16 protein-coding genes are annotated in these 22,156 nt (G+C 39.9%); 5 read left to right on the forward strand and 11 right to left on the reverse strand.

Annotation, left to right across the window (positions count from 1 at the left end; genetic code table 11):
* Positions 1–100: 100 nt before the first annotated feature.
* On the forward strand, positions 101–1,696 hold the full coding sequence (locus ACH11B_RS18095) for a BCCT family transporter (protein WP_377609161.1): 1,596 nt from the start codon (positions 101–103) through the stop codon (positions 1,694–1,696).
* On the forward strand, positions 1,696–2,577 hold the full coding sequence (locus tag ACH11B_RS18100) for a universal stress protein (protein WP_149105658.1): 882 nt from the start codon (positions 1,696–1,698) through the stop codon (positions 2,575–2,577). Before ACH11B_RS18095 ends, ACH11B_RS18100 begins: the two co-directional genes overlap by 1 nt.
* Positions 2,578–2,611: 34 nt before the next feature.
* Here the strand turns inward: ACH11B_RS18100 and ACH11B_RS18105 are convergent, their stop codons facing one another.
* Positions 2,612–3,880: a DUF819 domain-containing protein gene (locus ACH11B_RS18105; protein ID WP_130857853.1), complete on the reverse strand. Its 1,269-nt coding sequence runs from the start codon at positions 3,878–3,880 to the stop codon at positions 2,612–2,614.
* A gap of 18 nt (positions 3,881–3,898) precedes the next feature.
* The gene (locus ACH11B_RS18110; protein ID WP_377609159.1) at positions 3,899–4,909 is read right to left on the reverse strand and encodes a dipeptide epimerase; all 1,011 of its coding nucleotides are present in this window, start codon (positions 4,907–4,909) and stop codon (positions 3,899–3,901) included.
* Positions 4,910–5,378: 469 nt separating this feature from the next.
* Between ACH11B_RS18110 and ACH11B_RS18115 the strand changes: the two genes are divergently transcribed.
* Positions 5,379–5,936, forward strand: a complete 558-nt coding sequence (locus ACH11B_RS18115) for a hypothetical protein (protein WP_013666515.1) — start codon at positions 5,379–5,381, stop codon at positions 5,934–5,936.
* Between the two features lie 162 nt (positions 5,937–6,098).
* Positions 6,099–7,985: a molecular chaperone HtpG gene (htpG, locus tag ACH11B_RS18120; RefSeq protein ID WP_013666516.1), complete on the forward strand. Its 1,887-nt coding sequence runs from the start codon at positions 6,099–6,101 to the stop codon at positions 7,983–7,985.
* Positions 7,986–8,049: 64 nt separating this feature from the next.
* On the opposite strand, the gene ACH11B_RS18125 is transcribed toward htpG, so the two are convergent.
* Together ACH11B_RS18125 and ACH11B_RS18130 are read right to left on the reverse strand one after the other, a co-directional pair.
* Entirely contained in the window at positions 8,050–9,498 is a 1,449-nt protein-coding gene (locus ACH11B_RS18125; protein ID WP_377609157.1) for a glyceraldehyde-3-phosphate dehydrogenase, read from the reverse strand.
* Between the two features lie 212 nt (positions 9,499–9,710).
* On the reverse strand, positions 9,711–10,571 hold the full coding sequence (locus tag ACH11B_RS18130) for an RNA polymerase sigma factor RpoD/SigA (RefSeq protein WP_013666518.1): 861 nt from the start codon (positions 10,569–10,571) through the stop codon (positions 9,711–9,713).
* 448 nt (positions 10,572–11,019) lie between these two features.
* Between ACH11B_RS18130 and ACH11B_RS18135 the strand changes: the two genes are divergently transcribed.
* Entirely contained in the window at positions 11,020–12,210 is a 1,191-nt protein-coding gene (locus tag ACH11B_RS18135; RefSeq protein ID WP_377609155.1) for an acyltransferase family protein, read from the forward strand.
* Between the two features lie 24 nt (positions 12,211–12,234).
* Here ACH11B_RS18135 and ACH11B_RS18140 read toward each other — a convergent pair whose 3' ends face one another.
* The 7 genes from ACH11B_RS18140 to ACH11B_RS18170 all read right to left on the reverse strand — a co-directional run bounded on the left by ACH11B_RS18140 (position 12,235) and on the right by ACH11B_RS18170 (position 22,150).
* Complete coding sequence (locus ACH11B_RS18140; protein WP_013666520.1) at positions 12,235–13,701, reverse strand: sodium:solute symporter; 1,467 nt, start codon at positions 13,699–13,701, stop codon at positions 12,235–12,237.
* A 58-nt stretch (positions 13,702–13,759) separates the two neighbouring features.
* A complete protein-coding gene (murQ, locus tag ACH11B_RS18145) occupies positions 13,760–14,569 on the reverse strand; it encodes an N-acetylmuramic acid 6-phosphate etherase (protein WP_149105662.1) in 810 nt (269 codons plus the stop codon).
* 95 nt (positions 14,570–14,664) lie between these two features.
* A complete protein-coding gene (locus ACH11B_RS18150) occupies positions 14,665–15,363 on the reverse strand; it encodes a polysaccharide deacetylase family protein (RefSeq protein WP_242627369.1) in 699 nt (232 codons plus the stop codon).
* A gap of 2 nt (positions 15,364–15,365) precedes the next feature.
* A complete protein-coding gene (locus tag ACH11B_RS18155) occupies positions 15,366–17,177 on the reverse strand; it encodes a glycoside hydrolase family 9 protein (RefSeq protein WP_377609154.1) in 1,812 nt (603 codons plus the stop codon).
* Entirely contained in the window at positions 17,174–19,015 is a 1,842-nt protein-coding gene (locus ACH11B_RS18160) for a PQQ-binding-like beta-propeller repeat protein (protein WP_149105663.1), read from the reverse strand. Before ACH11B_RS18160 ends, ACH11B_RS18155 begins: the two co-directional genes overlap by 4 nt.
* A gap of 63 nt (positions 19,016–19,078) precedes the next feature.
* Complete coding sequence (locus ACH11B_RS18165; RefSeq protein ID WP_377609152.1) at positions 19,079–20,326, reverse strand: exo-beta-N-acetylmuramidase NamZ domain-containing protein; 1,248 nt, start codon at positions 20,324–20,326, stop codon at positions 19,079–19,081.
* A gap of 105 nt (positions 20,327–20,431) precedes the next feature.
* Positions 20,432–22,150, reverse strand: coding sequence for a RagB/SusD family nutrient uptake outer membrane protein (locus tag ACH11B_RS18170; protein WP_149105665.1), 1,719 nt, complete (start codon positions 22,148–22,150; stop codon positions 20,432–20,434).
* Between the last annotated feature and the right edge of the window lie 6 nt (positions 22,151–22,156).

Genomic DNA, 22,156 nt, shown 5'->3' on the forward strand with positions numbered 1-22,156 from the left:
GGACGATTTTTGTATATAGGAGCAATATGTTCTGATTAGTAACCTTTTTTCTTTGATAAGTTCTTGTTTTTAGTTATACTTCCTGCTGAAGGAATGTACTATGGTGAAAAAAAGCATATTGAATTTTAAGATCAATCCGCCGGTTTTTTACTGCACCATCGGGTTCGTGTTCTTAAGCATCTTACTTTGTCTTATTTTTAAAGATTCGGTGGACGAATGGTTCACTAGAACGCAGTATATTATAACGGACAACCTGGGATGGTTTTTTATTATCACGGTGAATACTATTTTAGGTTTCTGTTTGTACTTGGCCTTCAGTAAGTTTGGAAATATAAGACTTGGTGGTGAAGAGGCAGAGCCTGAATTTAGCACGGTTTCATGGTTTGCCATGCTTTTCAGCGCAGGTATGGGGATCGGAATTATGTTCTTTAGTGTTGCTGAACCGGTTTCTCACTTTGCAAACCCTCCCAGGGAAGTACTAGACAGTTCTAGAAAGGCTATACAGGCGATGGAATACACAAGCTTGCACTGGGGTTTACATGCATGGGCAATCTATTCAATTGTTGGTTTGGCCCTCGCTTTTTTTTCATTCAATCACGGGTTGCCGTTAACGTTTAGATCCTTATTTTATCCCTTTTTAGGCGAAAAAATTCACGGTTGGTGGGGACATGCAATCGATATCTTTTCTGCCATTGCAACTTTGTTCGGCCTTTCTACTTCACTGGGTTTGGGCGTTCAACAAATGAATGCCGGCCTGCATTATTTATTTGATTGGAATATGGCGATATCCACGCAAGGGATACTAATTTTTGCCGTGACATCAATTGCTACATTATCGGTTGTTTCGGGCCTTGACAAAGGGGTTAAACTCTTGAGTAATGGAAATATGGTTCTCGCTTTTTTACTTATGTTGCTCATTTTTTGTTTAGGACCAACTTTATCTATACTGAAGAGCTTTGTTCAAAATGTAGGTACTTATTTGGCAAATCTCGTGGAGATAAGTACTTGGAATGACGCTTATCAGGAAAGTGGATGGCAAAATAAATGGACAGTTTTCTACTGGGCGTGGTGGATTGCCTGGTCACCATTCGTCGGAAGTTTTATAGCGCGTATATCAAAAGGACGTACGATTAAGGAGTTCGTTTTAGGTGTTTTACTAATCCCCGCGTTATTAACACTTTTATGGATGACTATCTTTGGAGGTACCGCACTTCATATGATCTTGCATGGAGACCTATCCATGATAACGGCCGTAAATGATAATATTTCAACAGCCCTATTTGTTTTCCTGCAAAAAATACCGCTAACGGCTATTTTGTCAACTATTGCTGTTTGTTTAGTTGCTTTTTTCTTTATTACTTCCTCAGACTCGGGGTCTTTAGTTGTAGATAATATAACATCTGGAGGAAAGGAGCATACACCAGCTTTGCAAAGAGTGTTTTGGGCCTTCTTGCAAGGAGGTATCGCTATTGTACTACTCTGGGGTGGAGGATTGAATGCCTTACAAACTGCGGTAATCATAGCAGGGTTGCCTTTCGCTATGATTATTTTGTTGATGTGTTATAGTTTACTTAAAGGCTTAAGTGAAGCGCATAGAAAACAGTTGAAAAAACAAAGATTGCATCAAGAAAAAAGCTATAAGGAAATTGTACAGGGATTGTTGGACAGCAACGATCCAATTCATGATAGAGAATAATGATAACAAAAGACAAAAACAATGTGTTGATCGCAATGGATATGTCCGGGATGGACCAAGTGCTCGTCAATTATCTCTCCGGCCTTTTGGATGTGTTATCTATAAATAAGTTATTTTTTTTACATAATATCCGTCTTCGTGAATTACCGAGCGAATTTAAACACCCATCTACTTTGTCCAAAATAAAGGAGCGCGTAAAGGAGCGAATAATGCGTCAGTTGAAAGATGTAAGGCTAGCTTCAATTAGCCATGAGATACGTGTAGAAACTGCGGAGTTCAGTGAAAATGCTTTTGACCAAATAGCTAAACATGAGCGGATCGATTTGGTGATTTTAGGAAACAAGCAACATTTAGAGGGAAGTGGGGCACTTTCACAAAAACTCACACGGTTATTATCTAGCGATATTCTTTTAGTTCCAGAGACCGTATTTATTCAACCAAAGCGTATTTTGGGTACAATCGATTTCTCGAAATATAGTAATAGAGTTTATACCTTAGGAGAGGCATTTAGTAAAGGAATACCGGACGGTCGGTTTTCCTGTATTCACGTAGCAAAAGCGCCCGTTCACTTTTTCCTTGGATTGAATCAATCCGAAATTAATAGGCTCTTGCAAGAAGAAACCGAAGCGAAAAAGTCAAAATGGTTAAGGCAGTATCAGATAGAAGGCAAGATAGAGACTGTGCGGGCAGATGGCAAACACATAGCTTCAGCCATCCTTGTCCACGCTCAAAACTACAAGATGGATATGATAATTATGGGTGTAAAAGGAAGTTCAAGCCTGACCAATCTTTTTGTTGGCGGCGTTACAAATGAAATCTTTCATCATGAAACAAATGCCGCTATTTTAATCTTAAAAGATTATAAAGTCGAACAGAACTAACATTGGTTTATTTCAGAACGCATGCCACGTTTGGTTAGGATATTGAATTTGAGATCGCCTGGAGTATAATTCCGCATATATAGGCTCCATAAGTTCCGACCGCATAGCCTAAAACCGCTAATAAAACACCTACCGGAGTCAAATAGCGACTAAAAGCCGCAGCGACAATGGGGGCGGATGCGGCACCACCAATATTGGCCTGGCTTCCTACGGCTACAAAAAAGAAAGGAGCACGGATAAGACGAGCAACCAGCAACATAATGGTGATGTGACTCAAAATCCAGATAACTCCAACTAGAAAAAACTTTGGGTTATCAAGCAGTGCTTTTAAGTCCATGCTCATTCCGATAGTAGCAACTAGAATATATAGAAATAGCGAAGCGATGTTGGAAGCACCATCCTGTTCTAATTTACGTGCTTTTGTAAAAGATAAACCCATACCGAAGGTAGTAGCGATAATTACGAGCCAAAAAAAGCTGCTGGTTAGCGAATATTGAGCAGTTTGTGGATAATGGACTTCAAACCATGGAGCAATATAATCGGCAAATAAATGGGAAAGGCCGGTGGCACCGAAGGCTACTCCTAATACGATGATCCAACTTGATATCCCCGAAGATGAGTTTGGTTGGCTAGCGTGTAACTCTTCCATTTTTTCTTCTAAATCGGTGATGGCTGAGTTATCGGCCCGTAGCCAGCGATCGATCTTTTCTTTCTTTTGAGCACCATATAACAATAGCCCCATCCAAATATTGGCCACCAGTACATCTACAGCGATCATTTGTGCAAAAAGAGTCTTGCTGGCCCCGAAAACTTCAAGCATAGCTGCTTGATTGGCACCGCCACCTATCCAGCTGCCGGCAATAGTAGCTAAACCGCGCCAGGTTTCTTCTTCTCCGAAATGTAATATGTCCGGAAAAATAAATCCCACTACCATGAAGGCTAATGGGCCGCCTAGCATAACGCCCAAAGTGCCGGCAAAAAACATAATAACCGCTTTGGAGCCTAAGCGTTTGAGACCTTTTATGTCGATGCCAATGGTAAATAAAACTAAACTGGCTGGCAGTAAATAACGAGATGCAACACTATATAAAGCAGACTTTTCTCCTGAAATTAAATTAAATGTATTGAATAAAGCAGGAACAAAGTAGCATAGTAGCACTGTGGGTATAATACTATAAAAGCGTTTCCAAAAAGGTGCTTGTAGTTTTGAAGTGTAAAAAACCAAAGCCAATACAGTCATTAATAGACCAAATACGACGGCATCGTTTGTTATTAAGGGGCTTGTACTCTGTGTTGTTTCCATCAATGGGAATAAGCTTTACTAGTTTTCAATATATGGTTCTATGGTGTCCCATGCCGGACTTTTTAATCCTAAACCTGGACTATTATCAACCTGGATTTCTCCATTAATGCATGGAAAAGCAACAAATGGATCGTTCGTGACACCTAAATTTCCGTCAAGATCAATAAATTCAGCCAAACTTCCTAATTGTGCGCCGGCAGCGGTTGCACATGATGTTTCAGACATGCAGCCAATCATCGTACGAAGCCCTTTTTTCCTAGCGGTTGTTAACATGGTATACGCCTCCCGGATTCCGGCCGATTTCATGAGTTTTACATTTACACCATGGTAAAATAACTCGGCATTGTCTATGTCCTTTAAGCGCTGAATCCCCTCGTCTCCAATAATTGGTAGGGCGCTTCGTCCTTTTAGCCATTCCATTGCGTCAAAGTTATTTTTAGGCATGGGTTGCTCCACAAAGATGACGCCCTGTGTACTCAACCAGTCAATTAATTTGGCCGCTTCTTCTTTATTTGCCCATCCCTGATTTGCGTCAATATATAAAGGTTTATCAGTTACATTTCGTATGGCTCGGATAATTGCTTGGTCGTCAGTTGTGCCTAGCTTGATTTTTAAATAATGAAAATCTTTCGCCTCGGTAACTCGCCTCGCCATAATTTCAGGGGTTTCAATACTAATTGTTTTTGCCGTATGGAGCTTACTGTTGGATAACCCGTATAATTCATGAATGGACTTACCTGTTATTTTTCCCCACAAGTCATGCAACGCCATATCCAATGCTGCCTTAACGGCAGGATTGCCTGTTTGCCTATTGTCTATATAGGATAAAATCGGGTCGATTGGTAAGGGAGAGCGAAATTGCGTCAATTCCAGCCGTTCTATGAAAGAAGTGGCGGTGTCTAAATTTTCACCGTAACGGGGAGGCATGGATGCTTCTCCGAAACCATCTATGCCATTATAGGAAATTTTGACAAGCATAATCGGAGTTCCTGTCCGGATGTTATCCGCAATTCGGAAAGGATATTCCATTTTTAAAAAATAAGGTTTGTAAGCTAGTTGGAGCATTTTTACAGTGAAAATACAGAGTTTAGTGAGTGTCTTTTGTGTTTTTTTAAGTCAAGATTGCTTGATTTGTTTTTTATTTAGGATTGCGTATAAATATCGATATTTTTTTGGAAAAAAACAGCTTATGTTATCAAGAGAAATTTCGCTTTATTTTAAGTTTTCTTCGATTTGTGCGCTTGCGGCTCGTTTCGTGAGTAATCATTATGAAATACGCATTTGTTTTGAACGGAAATTCAAAACAAATGAGGTGTTTTCTTATAAATTACTTGAAGTGAAAAATTTAACAAACAGAACATAATTTCGATTCTAATTGGATTTTAATGTTTTAAATAGGTTTTTGGTGTAAAAATTGCTATATTTGATAAGTAGTGGCAGGGTGGGAGCTGCCCTATGTAAGATACAGAAACATTTGATAACGCTAAATTAAATTGAGATGGTAAATTTTGTTATGCTCTTATTTGCAGGGCTTTTTGCCGATGTGAAAGGACAAGAAAATACCGGGGGATTCATAACCGATCAAAATGGAAAGTACGTCGTTTATCATCAAGAGAAAGCAATAAAACTTGACGATAAGCAGGATTTTCAATCGTATGTTAGTGAATTTTTTGACAAGAAAGCAGTAAAGTTGAACGCAGAGGGTCAGGAACGTGTAACGGTGGAAGGCAAAACGGCTTTAAAGAGACATGCTACAATTGGAAACTATGTGGCAGGAGCGGTAAATTATAAGCTGGTTTTTGAGAAAACAGGGGATGGCTATCGGTATTGGTTTACCGATTTATCTTACCAACCCTATATCAAAGATCGTTATGGCAAAGTGGTTCCTGCCAAAGTGAAACCAATTCCGTTAGAGAAAGATATGACAGACATTAATCAGGGAAGCTGGAACAAACAACGTGAATATGCTTATCAAACCATAAGCACATTAGCTGAGAATTTTAATAAACATTTAAATCGGATTGATCAGCCTACCGTTGTGAATATTCCGCAGTAGCAGCAAGTATTATATTTTCAAATAATTGAAAAGCCAGATTCAGCGTACGAATCTGGCTTTTTTGTCAGTATAGACTGTCATACTGACCGTGTATGCTTTTTGGAACATTGCTTGTTGATGACTTTTCGTTCACCATTCAGAAATTATTAATTCAGATATATTATGCAAGAAAAAGGAAACATCTCAATTCATACCGAGAATATATTTCCGGTGATTAAGAAGTTTTTATACTCCGATAATGAAATATTTTTGCGGGAGCTGGTGTCAAATGCTGTTGATGCTACACAAAAATTGAAAAGATTGGCTTCTTTGGGCCAATATGCCGGCGAAGTAGGCGATACGACGATCGAAATTTCATTTGACGAAACGGCGAAAACGATTACGATTTCTGATAAGGGAATCGGTATGACAGCCGAAGAGGTGAAGAAATATATTAATCAGATCGCCTTCTCCGGTGCTACCGAATTCATGGAAAAGTTCAAGGAGGCTAAGGATGCTAATGAAATTATAGGTCGCTTTGGTCTTGGCTTTTATTCAGCCTTTATGGTGGCTGATAAAGTAGAAATTCAGACCCTTTCATATCAGGATGGCGCACAGGCTGCTAAATGGGTCTGTGATGGTAGTACTTCTTATGAAATTAGCGAGGGCGAAAGAACGACCCGCGGCACTGACGTAATCTTATATATTAATAAGGAATCTGAAGAGTTTTTAAACAAGGCGAAGCTAGACGGCATTTTAAATAAGTATTGTAGATTTTTACCGGTTGCCATCAAGTTCGGAACAAAAACAACGTCGGAACCGGACGGTGAGGACGAAGAGGGCAAACCGAAATATAAATCTGTTGAAGTTGATAATATTATCAATAACACAAATCCGGCGTGGACTAAAGCCCCTTCTGAGTTAAAGGATGAAGATTACCTAAATTTCTATCGCGAACTATACCCATTCTCCGAAGAGCCTTTATTTTGGATTCATCTTAATGTAGACTATCCTTTTAATCTTACCGGAATCTTGTATTTTCCAAAGATTAAGAACGATTTCGACTTACAGCGAAATAAAATCAAATTATTTTCGCGTCAAGTCTTTATCACGGATGAGGTGAAAGATATCGTTCCTGAATTTTTAATGCTTTTGCACGGTGTTATTGATTCGCCTGATATCCCACTGAATGTTTCGCGAAGTTTCTTACAGGCTGATAGTAATGTAAAGCGTATCAGTAATTACATCACCAAGAAGGTTGCTGATAAACTGAGCGAATTATTTAAGACTGATCGCAAGGGCTTTGAGGAAAAATGGAAAGATATTGGCCTTTTCGTAAAATATGGTATGGTTAGCGAAGATAAATTTGCGGAGAAGGCTAATGATTTTGCATTGGTTCAAAATGTAGACAAGGAATTCTATACCTTAAAGGAATATGCCGAAAAGGTAAAGGATATTCAAAAGGATAAAAATGATCAGGTAATTTACTTGTATGCAAATGATGCCGCTAAACAAGATAGTTTTATTTCAGGAGCTAAAACGAAAGGCTATGACGTATTACTATTGGATTCTCCGATCGATGGACACTTTGTAAGTTATTTGGAGCAAAAAACAGAAAAAACACAGTTAAAACGCGTCGACTCAGATGTATTGGATAAACTAATCCAGAAGGATGAAACAAAAGAACTCGCCTTAAGTGAAGAAGAAAGCACAACGGTCAAAAGTCTTTTTGAAAAAGCAATTAAGAAAGATAACATGCAGGTTGAGGTTACTGCCCTAAGCGCCGATGAGATGCCTGTAACGGTTACGATGGATGAATTTATGCGAAGAATGAAGGATATGGCACAGAATGGCGGCGGTATGAGCTTCTATGGCAATTTACCTGACAACTATAAGGTTTCGGTTAACGGTAATCATCCGCTAATCAAGCGCATTTTAACGTCTTCAAACGACGAAGAGAAGGAGAATTTGGCAAAACAAGCTTTTGATTTAGCACTATTATCTAATGGTTTGTTGACAGGGCCTGAATTGACAAATTTTGTGAAAAGAAGCGTGAGTTTAATTGATTAGCTTGACAGTCTTATTTAAATACTAGGAAGGGCGCCGGTAAAATGGCGCCTTTTTTATGTTGGAATTAATAATAAGTTAAACGAACTACCTCTGCAATTTTTTTTGCTAATCGGATAACTTGTCTGCAATATCCATATTCGTTGTCGTACCAAACATAGATGACCAACGTTTTGCCATCGTCCGAAACGATAGTAGCCGGACCATCAATAACACAGGTGTGGTTATTTCCTATGACATCACTACTTACCTGCTCTCTCGATATGGAATAATCAACTTGCTCCGATAAAGGACCAAATAAAGCTTCCGTTTTTAAGATGCTTTCAATCGTTTCTTTTACCACACTTTTTGATAACTGTAAATGTAAGATGGCCAAAGAGCCGCTTGGTACAGGTACGCGAACCGCATTGCCGGTCAGCTTTCCGTTCAGCGTTGGAATTACTTTGGAAATCGCTTTCGCAGATCCTGTTTCTGTAATTACCAGGTTGCTAGCTGCAGCTCGTCCGCGTCGTTCTTTCTTATGGAAATTGTCCAAGAGGTTTTGATCGTTTGTGTAGGCATGAATCGTTTCAATATGTGCCTTTTTGATCATGAAATGCTTGTTTATCATGAGCAGGACCGGCGCAACAGCATTTGTGGTGCAGGAAGCGCATGAAAAAACGCTTTCTTTTTTAAAGTCAATTAGGTGCTCATTGATGCCGGCAACGATATTCGGTATGTCGTCTTTCCCCGGCGCTGTCAAGAGCACTTTGGAAACCCCTTTGGCACGGAGATGTTTTTCAAGCCCTTTCCGGTCCCGAAAAGCGCCTGTATTATCGATTAATAATGCATTATCGATTCCATATTGCGTGTAATCAATGGTTTCCGGTTCGGTGCCGGTAATCAGTTGAATAAATTGGCCGTTGATGATTAGGGCTTTTTTTTCGCGATTAATACTGACAGTTCCTTTAAAATCTTTATAAATGGAGTCGTATTTAAACAAATCAGCCCTTTTCTGCAAATCGCCATCTTGAAGGCCGCGTACAACGATTGCGCGAAGACGTAGTTGTTCGCCCTTCCCGGTTTGTGATATGATCTCTCTGGCTAACACCCGACCTATCCGTCCGAAGCCAAATAAAATCACGTCTTTTGGTGTTAGTTTTGCTTTATTTGAACCTATGTGCTTTGCCAGTTCCTTGGTAATGAAATCGTGTATGGAAGTGTATCGTTGATGTTGTTCGATCCACTTAAGCGTCAATATACCCAAATCGATTCGACTAGGAGCCAAATTGCTCGTTTTAATGGCCTTTGCGAGCTCTAATGTCTCATAAACGGAAATGTCTTTTTCTGTTATGTCGCGCGCGTATTGATGAATCGCAAGCGCTTCACTGCTTCCAATGTCGAATAATGGCCTTCTAAAAAGCATGAGTTCAATAGAACGTTCAAACGAAAGTTGTCCTACAGTAGTGATTAGCTGTAAAGCTGCTTTTTCTTTTTCAATCCAATTTTGAAATTCCGTTTGGTTTTGATTTGTCATTTTGAAATTTAATAAGGTTTATTTTTGACAAATCTATAAATTATTATGATTTACATTCATTGTTTTTGTCAATTTTGTAAATATTGTCGGGTAGGCGGAGTTAATTTTCCGTAAGACCGGAGGTATGATCTTTGAACATCTTTCAATTGTAAACAAAAAAAAGCAGCCAAAACGGCTGCTTTTCATATTTTTTACGAATTAAATTGAAGTACTTATCCTAGATAAGACTTCAATATTTTACTCCGTGAGGTATGGCGTAAACGTTGTAAGGCTTTATCTTTGATTTGTCTTACGCGTTCTCTTGTAAGGTTAAAGGTCTCACCAATTTCCTCAAGAGAAAGTGGATGATTGGATCCTAAACCAAAGAATAACACGATGATTTCGCGCTCACGTTCCGTTAAGGTTGCTAATGAGCGTTTGATTTCCTCAGAAAGTGATTCGTCTATCAAATTGCTGTCTGTATTTGGATCATGATTCTCCAATACATCCAATAAAGTGTTTTCTTCTCCCTGAACAAAAGGTGCGTCCATGGACACATGGCGACCGGAATTGCTTAAGGTATCAGAGATTTTGTCCACCGTAGTTTCTAAAATATCCGCTAACTCTTCAGGTGAAGGCTCGCGTTCATATTCTTGTTCGAGGCGCGAAAAAGCCTTGCTGATTTTACTTAATGAACCTACCTGATTTAACGGTAAACGAACGATACGTGATTGCTCTGCAATTGCTTGTAAGATAGACTGACGGATCCACCAAACAGCGTAAGAAATAAATTTAAAACCTTTGGTTTCATCAAAGCGTTTAGCTGCCTTAATCAATCCTAAGTTTCCTTCGTTGATAAGATCTCCAAGTGTTAGTCCCTGATTTTGGTATTGTTTAGCTACCGAAACCACGAAACGTAAATTGGTCTTAGTTAAACGCTCTAAAGCAGCTTGATCGCCCTCCCTGATTTTTTGGGCAAGTATTACTTCTTCTTCTGCTGTAATTAGGTCAACTTTACCAATTTCATGCAAATACTTATCTAACGATTGCGATTCACGGTTAGTAATCGACTGGGTTATTTTGAGCTGTCTCATTAATTATTTATATGCCCCTTTCTTTAATAAAGTGTGCAAAAGTACAAAAATTATTTTTCTTATTAACGAATGAAAAGCAAAAAAGTTGTCTGATTTTTAGGGTTTTATCCAGTTTTTTTTGCAGTATTTCTATAGCAAAAAACGAGCCAAATCAAACGTCTGGCAGTCTTTGTCACGAAGGTTAAGAGCGCTGCTTAGATATTATGAATCAGCTGTGACAAAATAGCTTTTAATTAACTAAGTCGTTACATAAATCATAGCGCTCATGCCGTCGAAGGCAAAAAATTATTATATGCATCTGCTCGATCGTAAATAGCAAGTAGTGTTGTTTTTGTCTGCGTTTTTATGCTTGTTTTTATAATAATATTGCATATTCGATTACTTATCTGTATTTTTATTTCGCATGTAATTGTCGCCATATTGTATAGCCTGAACAAACTCAAATTAAATGAACCAACGCTACTATTCGCTGGATGTTTTTAGAGGAGCAACGGTCGCCCTCATGATTCTTGTTAATAACCCCGGAAGTTGGAGCTACGCTTTCTCGCCCTTAAAACACGCACCTTGGCATGGTTGTACACCAACAGACCTGGTATTTCCTTTTTTTTTATTCGCAGTAGGTAATGCGATGTCTTTTGTGATCCCAAGGTTACGAACGCAGGCAGGCAAGGTGTTTTGGAAAAAGGTATTAAAGCGAACCATTCTTATTTTTCTAATAGGTCTTTTACTTAATTGGTATCCTTTTGTACAGTGGAGTAACGACACTCTTTTGTTTAAATATTGGATAAACCCGATAAAATCCGATAGTGGTATACGAATACTAGGTGTATTGCAGCGAATAGCACTTTGCTATTGCTTCGCATCTATCTTAGTGTATTTCTTTAAAACTAAAACAGTCGTTCTCATAAGTATTTTTATACTGCTTACTTATTGGTTGATATGTATACTTTTGGGCGATTCAGACCCTTATAGTTTGCAGGGCTGGTTTGGTACAAAAATCGATGTGTCTATATTGCAGATTGCTCATATGTACAAAGGGGAGGGCGTTCCGTTTGAGCCCGAAGGTATTGCCAGCACGTTTACGGCGGTTATCCAGGTTGTTATCGGATTTTTAGTGGGACAATATATACAAACCGGCACGAAAGCCATTGAAGGACCAATGCCTATCTATCGTACAGTCAGCACCTTGATGGTTACGGCTGCCTTGTTAACACTTGGAGGAATGACATGGGGATTGGCTTTCCCTATTAATAAAAAAATATGGACGAGTTCCTATGTTCTTTATAGTAGCGGATTGGCGATTACAGCTTTGGGCGTATTAATCTGGTTTGTAGAAATTAAAGGGCATAAAAATTTCGTTACGAAATTCTTTGATGTGTTTGGCAAAAATCCATTGTTCATTTTTGTAATGAGTGCGCTAATACCTAAAACACTGTCGTTAATGCGAATTGAAAATGGGTTTGACGAAACAGGTAATCCCATTTATACCTCGCCATTACGGTGGTTTTATACAGAAATCTGCGCGAAATTTCCCGGGCCTCCGGAGATTGGATCTTTTGTGTATGCTATTTGTTTTCTTTCCTTACTATGGGCTGTTTGTTACGTGATGGACAAGAAAGGAATTTATGTGAAGGTATAGTGTATTAGTCTCACACCCTCAGCCTTATGCCTTTCTTTTTTTGCTGGTAATTAACAGCATCAGTGCGGTTAGGCATCCATTTAGTAAAATCAGCTCAAATCCAACGGTATAACCAAGTGATTTTTTTAGCCAAGACTCAATGAGGTAGGAAAATACAGGGGAGATGAGGCAGATATAGGGAACTAATTTATCTTGTACCGATCGTTTAGATAGCATGCCAAAAGCAAAAAGTCCTAACAAAGGACCATAGGTATATCCTGCTGCAATGAAAATTGCGTTTACAACGGAGTCATTGTTGATTAGTCGAAAGAAGAGAATCACCACGAGCATGAGAAAAGAAAACACAAAGTGAACGATGTTCCTTGTTTTAACCAGTTTATGGTCGTTGGGATCTTCTTTTTTATTAAAGTTTAAAAAATCGACACAAAAGGACGTAGTGAGTGCTGTAAGGGCCGAGTCGGTTGTAGCAAAGGTAGCTGCTGTTAGTCCGAGCATAAAGATAATACCAGGTACAATAGCGAGGTGATTAAGGGCTATTTCCGGATATAGATGGTCCGGTGTCCTCAATTGGGCGATATCAATGTTGTTTTTGGCTGCATAGATGTATAGTAATGCACCAACAGACAAAAAAAACAGGTTAATAAATATGAAAATTGTTGTGAAGGTGAGCATATTTTTTTGCGCTTCGCCTATGGTTTTCATACTTAAGTTCTTCTGCATTAAATCCTGATCTAGACCGGTCATAGCGATGGTAACAAAAACACCGCCCAAAAATTGCTTCCAAAAATTCGCTTTACTTTCCATAAAGTCTTCCCAAAAGAAAATCTTTGAATAACTGCTATCCTTTACTGTTTCGATCGTTTCGAAAAAATTCAGATTTAAACTGTCGGCAATAAAATAAATCGATAAAACTACGGAAAGCAGTAAAAAGAAGGTTTGCAATAAATCTGTGATGATAATGGTTTTTAGCCCCCCCTTATGGGTGTACAGCCAGATGAGCAGTAGGCATATGATTATGGTAAGGGCGAAAGGAACATGCCAAGCGTCAAAAATAAAGCGTTGTAATACGATTGCTACGAGATAAAGCCTAAAAGCCGAACTGATCGTTCTCGAAATCAAAAAAATCATGGCACCCGTTTTATAGCTATAAAATCCAAGTCGGTGTTCCAAGTATGAATAAATCGAAACGAGGTGCATCTTATAATAAAGTGGCAAAAGCACGAACGCTATCATGATAAAGCCGACCGCATTGCCCAATACAAATTGGAAATAACCGAAACTACCGTTTCCAACAGCTCCCGGGACGGATATGAATGTAACACCTGACAAAGCTGTACCTATCATTCCGAAAGCTACTACATACCATTTAGAGCTCTTGTTGGCGATAAAAAAGGTGGCATTGTCTGATGACTTTCTGGAAGTTAAATAAGCAATTAAGATTAAAACCCCAAAATAAATCAGAAGAAAACTAAGTAAGGTAATAGGCGACATAATTCAATAGACGTTTTTGCAATTTATATTATGTGATTTTGAATCGCTTGAACTGGTTTTATAGGTGAAGCATGTATTCTATAGCTTTCCTTACACTACCGTATTTCTCCAGTAATTCATTCGCTTTTTCCTGGTTAACGCCTGTTTCTTCCATTATAATGCGAGTGCCTCTATTGAATAGTTTGGTGTTGGTTAGCTGCATATCCACCATTTTGTTTCCCTTTACTCTGCCCAGCTTAATCATCACCGAAGTACTTAACATGTTTAGCACGAGCTTCTGTGCCGTTCCGGCTTTCATGCGCGTTGAGCCCGTAACAAATTCAGGGCCTGTTATTACTTCAATCGGAAATTTGGCAATTTCTGCCATTGGTGTATTTGCGTTGCAGACTAAGCAACCGGTCGTAACTCCAGCTTCATTGGCAGCCTCTAACCCTCCAATTACGTAAGGTGTCGAACCGGATGCTGCGATGCCAAGCACTACATCTTTATTATTAATGCCATGTTCGCTCAAATCTTTCCATGCCTGTCGTTTGTCATCTTCTGCAAATTCTACCGCCTTTCTGATAGCGGTATCACCGCCAGCTATTAATCCTACAATCCAATCAAAAGGAACACCGAAAGTAGGCGGGCATTCAGATGCGTCTAATATACCTAAACGTCCACTGGTGCCTGCACCGATGTAAAAAAGACGGCCACCTTCTTCCATTCTTTCAACCGTAATTTTTACGAGTGCTTCGATCTGAGGGATCGATTTTTTTACCGCTTCCGGTACGGTTTGATCCTCTTGATTAATATTGGTTAATAACTCGTTAACCGACATCTTTTCCAGGTCGTTGTAGTAAGATTCTTTTTCAGTTGTATTCTCCATCGTTATTATTAACTATTACAGTCAAAAATCCACACAGCTAATATATGCATTTTTATGCGTTTTTATGTGTACAAAACTAAAAAACGTGCATACAGCTATTTCAACAGTTCATCTATTCTTTCGAAACGATATCCGTTATCTAATAATGTGTTTATTAAGCTAGGTAATCTATTGTAAAATTTGTCCTTCCTATGTGGCCCTACGCCTAAATGAATTAACATAATAAATCCCTTCAGTTCATGTATGTCTTGTTTCATAAAAGAAAGAACGGACTCATATATGACTTCTGACGAGCGATATCTTTTACCCATATCGGGCGTTGTATAGTCAGCTGTTGTCAGCGTTCCGGGCGTAAAGTTAATTAATTGTAATCCATGATTACTAGTCCATTCACTTATTTCTTTATTGTACCATTCGTATGGGGGTAAGAATAGGGGGGCTTTGGTTTTATCGATGCCAAATCTTTTTAATTTGTAATAAACCTTAGAAAGATCTTGATCGAAAGTGCGCCGATCAATTAATAAGCTGTCTCTGTTTGTCCAGTCGCAATAAAGCAAATGTTGGTCTGAATGGGCACCGATATAATGTTGATCTTCCAGCATTTTCAAAATCAATGGCTCGTTTATTGGATTGTCCAAAAATCTGCCCGTTAAAAAAAAAGAAGCTTTAATGTTCTGCTGTTGCAATTGGCGAAGGATAGTTGTTGCCCCTTCTGAGAATTCGTCGGCCGAGAATATTAAAGCTATCTCTTTGCGACTACAATCACCTCTGACTATAGCACCATAGCGATCCAAAACTACTTTTTTCCCGGAGTTCCTCCCTGTAACTCATGTTCTTTGGCTGCCAATAAATAAATGAGTGACGCACTTCCGTCCATGGTGGGCTCATTTGTACTATAATCACCATAATCGTCGTGGTAGACTGCTAAGTCGGATTGGAACGCTTCGTATTCATCCGGGTCTACCAATTCAATACCGATTAGGTTATTGAATATGTTGCTATATACCGGGCCATCTACCAGTCCGCCATCGATAGGGAAATTTTTTAAGTGAGTAAATGCCGAGTGTGGATCTGTTGGACTATCGCCATTGCGGGGTAAACCATATACCATACTTGTTCCCCAGGGATTGCATCCGAATAGCCAGTCGATATTTGACTGTTCAAGTTCTGTATAAGATTCGTCATCTGTCAAGTTTCGATACCATAAACATTGGATAGCAAAAGAAACCGTTAAGTTATTACTACACCATATAAAAGGGACTCCTCGAAAAAAAGCGTTTTGTTTTGCTCTCGTCCAAACTTTCTCGATACCTTGCCGATAATAGGAAATTAGCTCTTCCCGATCTTTTCCATTCAATTGTTTTGCCAGTTCATAATGGCCTAGATTGATAAATGGATACCATTGGTAATGTGAAGCTGTGTCGGTTTCAAGCCATGGCGTTATTTTCTCTTGCCTCGCGTATTGTAGCGCTTCGTTCTTAAATTTAATATCACCTGTTACTTGTAAATTACTTGCCGCAGCTAATTCCATATCATCTACCCAATTGTCTTCGGCATAAATATAGGGTGATTTTACAGAAACGGTCTGTGTTACTCCCGGCTTTATTTTTGCGAAATCATATGCGCTTTCGGCTTTATTTCTTAATTTATAAGCGTAGCTTTCATCTACATGTGTAAATAATAAACTGCCGAGATTGAAAGCACTCGTAAATTTAGCAGCCGTCGAGCTGGTGCCGGTTGTATTGTTTAGAAATTTTCCTCTTTGTTGGGCTTGTCCATCAATGAAATAAACGGGTCGCTCATAGCCACGGCCGTAAAAAGGATCTTCAGCCGGCATCCGCATACCGGCATGGTCGCGATCATCTGCAATTTGGTTGAACATGAGATGTGGTTCGGGATGCATTTTGAGCAACCAATCTAATCCCCATTTTGCTTCATCCAATACATCTGCAATGCCATTGGGACCGCTGAGCCCGTTCGCTCGTTTTTCATCGATAAAAACACCCGGAAAATCCCGATATGCAGCTAACAAGTGATAGATCGCATTAGCTGACGTAGTGGAGTATTGTAGGTAGTCTGACGCGTCGTGCCAGCCCCCTCCAACGTCAATCTTCGTGCTATCAGGTAGACCCGCTTTGGCGGCATATAAGGTAAAGCCGTCATGTGTGTGGCAACTGTCTTTTAGAAATGGATTGAATAGCGTCCGCTGCTGACGCATATAGCGAAGCACAAAATCAGCCGTTCCTTTATATACATCGGGCGCTACCCGAAAGACCGGTGACTTTCCTGAACCTGCTACAATGTAAAAGCTTCCCGTATCCGCAAAGTTAGAGAAGTTTAGCCGATAGCTCTGCTTAAATGGACCGTATGCGCCATAGTCTCTGCCTACATCGGATGTGAATACGCTTCGTTTACTGCGGGCGTCTATCAAACTAAAAGAATCAATACTTTCTTGATTTAAAGAGCCCCAAACGGCTACTTTTATACTTTCTGGACCATATCCCAATTGATTGATGCGAATCACGGTATGCTGATTTTGCCGTATTTTTTTTGATGCGCAAGCAAAGCAAAAGCTAAAGATGGCGCAATAAAAGATAAGCTTTTTCATCTTCTAACGCTTAATTTTACAATTTTTCCGTCCATTGTACTGACTACGATATGTTTTTTGTCTAACGGCAACAAAGGATTTATCAAACAATTGGAAATTTTATGCTGCCAAATAAGTTTTCCATCTTGGCGTTTAATGGCCGTTAACAATCCGGAGTTGCTTGGAACCCAGACGATATTACTCGACTCCTCAATAGCTGTAGGGGCCAACTCGTAAGGTAATTGAAGGGACGATTGCCAAACGATTCGCATATCATTAGCCTTTGTCGATACACCGATGAGCTGCCCGTCCATTGTCTTGGCATATACCATTGAACGATCTGCCGAAAGTCCAATGCTTTCACGGACACGGTAATTATCCATTTTCTTTCTCCAGATTACTGTTCCCTTGGCTGCGTCGAGCGCTGTCATATAACGATCGGGAGCGACAATAAAGATGCGGTTATTGGCTCCTACGGGATAGCAGGCAGCTGGCGACAGCATTCTGTTTGAGGCTCCATTGCTCCAATGCCAGCACGTTTTTCCCGTTTTTAGATCCAATGCATAAAACTCATTTCCCCAAGTGCCGAAATAAATTTTGTTTTGATAAATCAGCGGTTTAGCAGATATATAGCCTTTTAATCCTTCAAATGACCACTTTATTTTACCCGAGCGGATATTGATGGCTCTGAAAGTGCCGTCCGACCCACCGATATAAGCAATGCCTTTGTGGACCACGGGAGATCCTAGCACGGCTTTACCTGTTTTGATTTTCCATTTTTGCACCCCGTTTCGTAAGTCGATACCGTAAATATAACTGTCGGATGAGGCAGCAATTACCATGTCTTTCCAAATGGTCGGTGTGGCGTATATTTTTCCCTGCGTTTGAAAAGACCAGAGCTTCTTTCCACTGTTTACGTCTAAGGCATATATTTCGCCAGATGTATTCCCGGTAATCAGCTTTTTTTTAGCCAAGGCAAGCCCTGAGCCTATATCGCTCCGGTCTTGGAAACCCCATACTTCCTGTATCTGTTTAAATTTCTCATTCACAGCATAGGAAGGTCGAGGATATACATCAATGTCCCTTTCAAAGTGGTGGTTTTTCAAGAGGATAGTTAACCAGGGTGATTGAGTAAGACTGTCTGGATTTCGTTCTTGGTAAATAGCTTTGCCGGATGATATGCGTACTATATTATAACCACCGGTGCTTCTTTTTGCCCGTAGGTTCGAACGTCCCATTACACCTGGAATACCTTCGAAATCATAAGCTTTATTGACGTGGCCGTGCCCACAAAGAAAAAGTTGTACATTATGTTTTTTGATACGGTCTATCGCCTCGTACCAGTTATTGAGGGAAGAATCCTGTGGATAATGATTGACGTAGATCAGTGGTAAATCGTCATTCAGTTTTAATACGGAATCTAGCCAGACTAGGTTTTCTCTAGGTATCTGCCCGGGTCCCATGCGCATATTTGGTCCCGAATTGGTGCCGGCAAATCGATAACCTCCATGGGTGAAATAAAAGGTTTCTGAACCGAAAACCTGCCTGAAGCTATTGCCGCCACTTTCTGACCAGTTCGCATCGTGATTGCCGGGAACAACGTAATAAGGAATATCTATGCTGTCCAGTATCTGTTTGGCAAGCTTAAGTTCATGATCCGCTCCGAATTCGGTAATATCACCCGAAACAATTACAAATTTTAAGTCTTTATTTTTATTGATATCTGCAACAGTTTTTCTTAAATCTTCCGCACCGGTTTCGCTCCCAACATGTGTGTCGGTAACATGTGCAAAATGAAAATCCTGTGCATAGGTCTTTTCAACAAAAAGGAGTAAAAGAAGGATGAGTATTTTTTTCATCACTTATAGTTGTTTTTGCACCCGGATGACGTCATCGGGTATGATGAGCGATTAATACAGGGGCTATTCGAAATCCGGATATAGCAGATATTTCTTTCTCATTTTTTTATAGATTTCAAGCTCCGGTTTCCAGCTTTCCTTGATCTCATCTTCCGTCATACCGGCCTTAATTTGTTGTATGAGTTTATCATTGCCTGCCAGTTTATTGAAGAATTCGGGGCGAGCGAAAAATTGGTCAGCAATACCTGCTTTTTTAAATAGCTTGTAAAAATCCAATACGTATTTAAGCGTAAAAGTTGAACTTTTGGGGTCTATATCGCGCAAATCAAGTCCATAGCATGTTTTATCCTGCTGTTCAACGTGGGCACTCATACCAGGCTTGGAGCCCGGAGTGAAAGTGAATTTGCCGAAGGAAGGATCCGGGTAACCCAATACCTGAAAGGGCCAATCTGTGCCTCTTCCTACACTCACGTCTGTAGCCTCAAAGAGGCAAAGAGACATATACAAACGAACCGAGACATCGTTCGGTAGACTGGGGGAGGGGATTATGGGTAATGAGTAAGGTGTTTTATGATCCCAGTTTTTCAAGGATATAACGGTCAAATCGCATTTTTTTCCTTTGTCCAACCATCCTTCGCCATTGATCATTTGAGCCAATTCACCGATCGTCAAGCCATGAATCATTGCTATTTTGTGAAAACTGATATTAGACTTAAATTTATCATCCTTTCTTACCGGGCCGTCTACTTGATCTCCATTTGGATTTGGACGATCCAAAATGATTATTTTCTTTCCATGGTTTGCACACAATTGCATAACCTGATGCATAGATGCAATATAGGTATAGAACCGAGCCCCCACATCTTGTAGATCGAATAACATGATATCGATGGAGTTAACGATGGAGTCAGCTTTTTTGTTTTTTCCGTATAAACTGTATAATGGCAAACCTGTTTTTTCGTCTATCTCATTGGAGACCTTCTCACCACGTTCAATACTGCCCCTAAAACCATGTTCCGGTGCAAATGCAAATCGAAGGTCGATCTTGTTTTCTAATAGCACATCTACCAGATGTTTTTTATCCGGCCCAACCACTGAGGTTTGATTGCCCATTAGTCCGACTTTTTTTCCTTTTAGCAATGGTAAATAAGCTCCAAGCTGATCAGCGCCGGTAAGAATTTTATCCTTCGTAATGGCTTGGCGACTTTCTTTTTGTCTAGTATCCCGCTTGCCTTGCGAACCTTGCGTGCAAGATGCATGTAAAAGAGCGAGGAAGGAGAATATAAAGGGGAGAAGTTGTATGCGTTTCATAGACGTTTTTCTTAATTAAGGACTGTTTATGGTATTTCGGCAAAAGATATAAATATTTTATCTTTTGCCGAAATGGTGCCTATATAAATGGAATCGGCTTAACGATTACCAGCCGGGATTTTGTTTAAGCTCCGATCCGTTTTCACGATATAAGGTAATTTGATCAATCGGTAAGGGCCATAAATAAACCCGCTCATTGTCAAATACTCGCTGAGATTCAGCTCTAAAGGCAGGTATAATGTATCCGATATCGCCACCGCCTTCCAGTACCAAATTCGCTACACGACTTTTTCCGTCATCATCTAAATAGTCATTTTTATTAATCCAAGCACCACGATTGATACTCATGTTGTTTCTCGTATCTGTATAGGCGAGTTTCTTCCAACGCCTCAGGTCGTTAAGCCGAAAGCCCTCCATCATTAGCTCAGCTCGACGTTCCCTTCTTATTTCCCATACAATAGAGGATACGTCCGGATCTTTTGTCGGATCGGAGTAGGTAACATTATTAACCATAGCTGAAGAACCGGAAACTTGCAAATCAGGTAGTCTATTGGCAAGCCCTCCTCTTTTGCGGAGTGCGTTAATAGACTTGTCCAGATCCTCTTGGCTAATGGTACCGAGTTCTGCGCAGGCTTCTGCATAATTGATTAGTACCTCACCGTATCTAATAATAGGAGCGTCAGTAGGATTTCCACTTAAGTTCCCTTCGGGAAGATCTTTAATAGATTCATTAAGGAACTTATGCACAGAATATCCTGAAGTCGAATAGTTCGTTACAATTCCTTGAAGCCTCAACTCGGGTATAACCGTGCCTGCCATTCGTGGATCCCTGTTAGCAAGTACGTCACCAATTGAGTGATCTCCTTTGTATACTTTGGATAAGGTTATAGGAAACCCATCGGTGCATAGGTAGTTTTCAATCGCATTTTTAGAGATACCCGCTTGAGATTCTTTGTTATTATTGCTATGCAACGCATGTGTTAAAATTCCTATTGCATATTTTCTATACATAATCATTTCCGGGTTCGAGCTTAAATCCAGTGAGTTGAAGAGGGATCGGTAGTCTTGGCCAAGACTATACCGTCCTGAAATAATAAGCTCATTGGCTGCCCATTTCGCTGCTTCCAAATACGTTTTTGCTTTTTCCTGATCAATGTCATGATATTTAAGCCATGTTCCCTGAAATAAAAATACACGTGACATAAAAGCCAAAACAACATCTTTGTTAACAGTCAATCCTTTTTCACCATTCTGAAGACGTACATGTTCTGCTGCGAATTGAAAATCCTCGAGCATTTTGTCTGTAACAAATTGTCTTGGATCTCTTTTTTTATAAAGTAGCTCGGTATCTTGATCGTCAATAACCTGATCGTACCATGGCATATCGCCAAAACGACTCACGAGACGATGATATTCCATGGCTCTAAAAAAACGGGCAATACCTGTCCAATGATTTTTTGCCTCCTCATCCATCGGCACCTGAGGTATACCGGCAAGCATCACATTGGCTCGTCTAACCCATTCAAATGTCCAAAGAGCATCTGCGGCTGAGGAAGGGACAATCTGAACGAATTGAGCTGGGGCTGTATTAGCGAAATCATCGTTCAAACTCTCACCCGAAAAATAGTCTCCCCATGTATTACCTCTTCCATATCCGCGGAAATAACGCTCATAAAAACCATATGAAAAGGTTCTAACATTGTTTTCACTAGTCCAATAATCGTTGTTAGTAAGTTCGTCCAACGGGTCTCGTTCGAGAAAATCTTTTTTACAACCTGCTAGTAGGAGGACGGTTAGTACATATATTAAAGCTGTGCGTTTCATAAGAAT

This window comes from Olivibacter sp. EAT-5, assembly GCF_044784325.1.
Lineage (GTDB): Bacteria > Bacteroidota > Bacteroidia > Sphingobacteriales > Sphingobacteriaceae > Olivibacter > Olivibacter oleidegradans.